Below are 3575 nucleotides of genomic sequence, written 5' to 3' on the forward strand. Positions count from 1 at the left end.
GACGGCCACGGCGCTGTCCTTGCGCGAAGGACCGGGCACCAACTATTACCTCATCGCCGCGATGCCCGCGGGCGCGCGGGTCGACATCAAGGGCTGCCGGGACGGTTGGTGCGGCGTCGTCTGGAACGGCTATCGCGGCTATGCCAGCCAGCGCTATCTGATCACGGGGACCGTCGAGGTCCTGGAGCCGGAAATCTGGCCCATCTTCCCGCCTTATCCCTATCGCGCGGGGCATTATCCCAAGGCCGACTGGTACTACGACATGCCGCCCTATACGGCGATCTCGCCAAGCTTCTACCGCAAGCGCTTCTTCATGATGGCGCAGGAGCGGAACCGCTACCGCTACATGCCGCACATTTTCCACGGCAGCGGTGCCTATGGCGACGGCGGCGGGCCCATCGCGGACGCGACATCCAGGGGATCAGCGCAGACCTCCGGAGTTCCTACGAGGACTCCACCACCTACCGCGACTAGCCGTCTTGGCCCCGATCGCCTTTCTTCCTACATAGCCTGTAGGTCGCGTGAGCGGCCAAGGAGCAGGCGATGATGACTTCCCTAAAGATCGCGATCCTGCTTACCGCGGGCCTGGTCTTGCCGGGCACGGCGCTCGCCGCCACTGCGGTGGCCACGCGGCCCGCAAGTATTCATGCGACGCCAAGCGTCGACGCCAAGGTGCTCGGCCTGATCGGCGTGTCGCAGACGGTCGATGCCAAGGGCTGCAAGAAGGGCTGGTGCCAGGTCGCCGGCGGCTACGTGCAGACGAGCTATCTCCGCTTCATCCGCGTTCGCAAAGGCGAGGAGAACGCCTACGACTACAACGTGCCGCTCGCTCTCCCGCCTTACGGCTATACCCCGGGGTTCTGGGGCTATGGCGGCAGGCGCTACTACGACCAGTTCGGCAATTACGCCAAGTACGGGCAGCGAGGCTATGCCGGCCCCCCGAGCGAGTTCGACACGCAGCCTGTCGAGACAAGGCGGCGCGGTCTGTTCGGCCCGCGCTAGTCTCTAGCCGAAGACGCGCTTGAAGATCTCGTCCACATGCTTGGTGTGATAGCCGAGATCGAACTGATCGCGGAGCACGTCATCCGGCAGCACGCGTGTCACGTCGGGATCGGCGAGGAGTTCGGTGAGGAAATCCTTGTTCTCCTGCCACACCTTCATCGCGTTGCGCTGGACGAGGCGATAGGCGTCCTCGCGGCTGACGCCGGCGGCGGTCAGCGCCAGCAGCACGCGCTGGGAATGGATGAGCCCGCCGAGGCGGTCCATATTGGCGCGCATGCGCTCGGGATAGACCACGAGCCCCTTGATAACACCAGTGAGGCGATGAAGCGCGAAATCGAGGGTCACCGTCGCGTCGGGCCCGATCATCCGCTCGACCGAGGAGTGTGAAATGTCTCTTTCGTGCCAAAGCGCGACGTTCTCGAGCGCAGGCAGCGCATAACCGCGCACCACGCGGGCAAGCCCGGTCAAATTCTCCGACAGCACGGGGTTGCGCTTATGGGGCATGGCGGAGGAGCCCTTTTGCCCTTTGGAGAAGAACTCTTCCGCCTCCAGCACCTCGGTGCGTTGGAGGTGGCGGATCTCCGTGGCGATCCGCTCCACGGAGCTGGCGATCACCGCAAGCGTCGTGAAATAGGCCGCGTGCCGGTCCCGGGGGATCACTTGCGTGGAGATCGGCTCCGGTTTGAGCCCGAGCTTGCCGGCGACATAGGCTTCCACGCGCGGGTCCACATGGGCGAACGTGCCGACCGCTCCCGAGATGGCGCAGGTGGCGACCTCCTCGCGGGCGCGCACCATGCGGTCCCGATTGCGGGCGAATTCCGCATAGGCTTGCGCCAGCTTCAGCCCGAACGTGGTCGGCTCGGCATGGATGCCGTGACTGCGCCCGACGGTGACGGTGTCCTTGTGCTCGAAGGCGCGGGGTCTGAGCGCTTGAAGCAGGGCGTCGAGATCGGCGATGAGGATATCGGCGGCTTCGGTGAGCTGCACGTTGAAGCACGTGTCGAGCACGTCCGAGGATGTGAGGCCGGCATGGAGGTAGCGCGCCTCGGGGCCGACATGCTCGGCGACCGAGGTGAGGAAGGCGATGACGTCGTGCTTCACCTCCCGCTCGATCTCGTCGATGCGGTCGATGTCGAAGCCGCCACGCGCCTTCGCGGCCTCCGCGGCCTCTTTGGGGATCAGACCGAGCTCGACCATGGCCTCGGCCGCGTAGACCTCGATCTTCAGCCAGATGTTGAATTTGTTTTCGGGCTCCCAGATGGCGGTCATCGCGGAGCGGCTGTAGCGCGGAATCATGCTGGTCGTTCAAGCCTTTCCCGGAGGGACCTCCGGCGAGAGGACAGGTCTAGCAGAACGCGGAGGCCACTCAAACGCGAGCTTGCCGAAAGACTTAAATTTCAACAGTTCTCGCTCGCGGGCCCGAACAGGGCGACATAGATGGCCGCGGCCACGGCGAGCCCAAGATAGCCCGGGCGGGGCGGGATCATCATGTCGAGCAGGAAGGTATAGAAGTCGTTGAGCGAGGCCAGATACATGCCCGACAGCGACCAGTCCTGCTGGCTCGGATAGATGGCGTGGATGTAGATGAAGCGGAGCAGGCCGCCGAAGCTGCAGAACGCCACGATGAAGATGAACAGCGCGAACAGCATGCGCACGAGGAAACCGCGGCGCGCCGTGAAGCGGGCGCACCACCAGGTGACGAGCGCTGCGAGCAGGCCGGCGAATCCGACGATGCGGACCGTGTGCTGCGTCTGGGCGTTCATGACGGTATTCATAAGTCGCCGACCATCAGCGCCCACATGCAGACCCCGATCACGATCGCGAAGGCCGCCGCCAACACGAAGCCGACCACCTTGCTGAACGTCAGTTGTTCCATCGCCGCTTTCCCTCCAAGCCCCTCGGCAGGAGAGGACTATGCAAGGGAAATGTCCGGACTGCAATGCGCGGAGGCGACAAGGCTTGCCGCCTCGCACCGTTTATGGTCCGATCCGGCGCCGGTCAAAAGGAGGCACCCCGTCATGGCATTCGAGGATCTCAAGGCCGAACTCGCGCTGCTCATCAACCAGATGGAGAACCAGCCCGAGGACCGCCACGAGCTTTACTTGCAGATTCGCGAGAGGCTGAACGAGATGCGCGCGTTCGGCATGCCGGTGCCGGAAGACCTGGTGAAGTTCGAGGAGCAGCTCGAGGCCCAGTTCAAGGCCGAGGACGCAGCCGCCAAGAAGAGCTAGATCAGCCCGCGGGCGAGGGCGCCCCGTCCTCGATCTGCTCGTAGTTCCCATCGGCCCAGCGATAGACCGCATAGGGCGGCAGGCTCGGATCGCCGTGCTCGTCGAAGCGGAATTTCCCGATCACGGTGTCGAACTCGCCTTCGTTGAGTGCCTTGACCACGGCCGCGGTGTCGGTGGTGCCGGCTTTCTCGGCCGCCTCCTTCCAGCCTGGATCGCGGCGTAGGTGTAGAGCACGTAGCCTCGGGCTCCGATGCCCTTTTCCTTCAGGCGCGCGACGCGTCGGCGGCGGCGGGGTTCTTGCGCGGGTCCGGCGAGAAGGTCATCAGCGTGCCTTCACCCGCC

General features: G+C 64.7%; 6 protein-coding genes. 3 read left to right on the forward strand and 3 right to left on the reverse strand.

The window, feature by feature from the left end; genetic code table 11:
* On the forward strand, positions 1–547 hold a 547-nt coding region (locus AUC71_RS10005; RefSeq protein ID WP_069624151.1), incomplete at its 5' end, for an SH3 domain-containing protein.
* Entirely contained in the window at positions 544–1002 is a 459-nt protein-coding gene (locus AUC71_RS10010; RefSeq protein WP_069624152.1) for a hypothetical protein, read from the forward strand. The genes AUC71_RS10005 and AUC71_RS10010, both read left to right, overlap by 4 nt.
* A 3-nt stretch (positions 1003–1005) precedes the next feature.
* Here AUC71_RS10010 and purB read toward each other — a convergent pair whose 3' ends face one another.
* Together purB and AUC71_RS10020 are read right to left on the reverse strand one after the other, a co-directional pair.
* A complete protein-coding gene (purB, locus tag AUC71_RS10015) occupies positions 1006–2298 on the reverse strand; it encodes an adenylosuccinate lyase (RefSeq protein WP_069624153.1) in 1293 nt (430 codons plus the stop codon).
* 101 nt (positions 2299–2399) lie between these two features.
* The gene (locus AUC71_RS10020; RefSeq protein ID WP_141701597.1) at positions 2400–2765 is read right to left on the reverse strand and encodes a hypothetical protein; all 366 of its coding nucleotides are present in this window, start codon (positions 2763–2765) and stop codon (positions 2400–2402) included.
* 255 nt (positions 2766–3020) lie between these two features.
* On the opposite strand from AUC71_RS10020, the gene AUC71_RS10025 reads away from it, so the two are divergent.
* Positions 3021–3233 carry a hypothetical protein gene (locus AUC71_RS10025; protein ID WP_069624155.1) on the forward strand — a complete coding sequence of 71 codons (213 nt, stop codon included), beginning with the start codon at positions 3021–3023 and terminating at the stop codon, positions 3231–3233.
* A gap of 1 nt (position 3234) precedes the next feature.
* Here AUC71_RS10025 and AUC71_RS19495 read toward each other — a convergent pair whose 3' ends face one another.
* On the reverse strand, positions 3235–3393 hold the full coding sequence (locus AUC71_RS19495) for a hypothetical protein (RefSeq protein WP_158007788.1): 159 nt from the start codon (positions 3391–3393) through the stop codon (positions 3235–3237).
* Positions 3394–3575 lie beyond the last annotated feature (182 nt).

The sequence above is a fragment of the Methyloceanibacter marginalis genome (assembly GCF_001723295.1).
Classification (GTDB): Bacteria; Pseudomonadota; Alphaproteobacteria; order Rhizobiales; family Methyloligellaceae; genus Methyloceanibacter; species Methyloceanibacter marginalis.

Excerpts from the sequence above, each read along its gene's own strand:
- AUC71_RS10010 (WP_069624152.1), top strand. The coding sequence starts at position 544 with ATGATGACTTCCCTAAAGATCGCGATCCTGCTTACCGCGGGCCTGGTC.
- purB (WP_069624153.1), bottom strand. The coding sequence starts at position 2,298 with ATGATTCCGCGCTACAGCCGCTCCGCGATGACCGCCATCTGGGAGCCC.
- AUC71_RS10020 (WP_141701597.1), bottom strand. The coding sequence starts at position 2,765 with ATGAACGCCCAGACGCAGCACACGGTCCGCATCGTCGGATTCGCCGGC.
- AUC71_RS10025 (WP_069624155.1), top strand. The coding sequence starts at position 3,021 with ATGGCATTCGAGGATCTCAAGGCCGAACTCGCGCTGCTCATCAACCAG.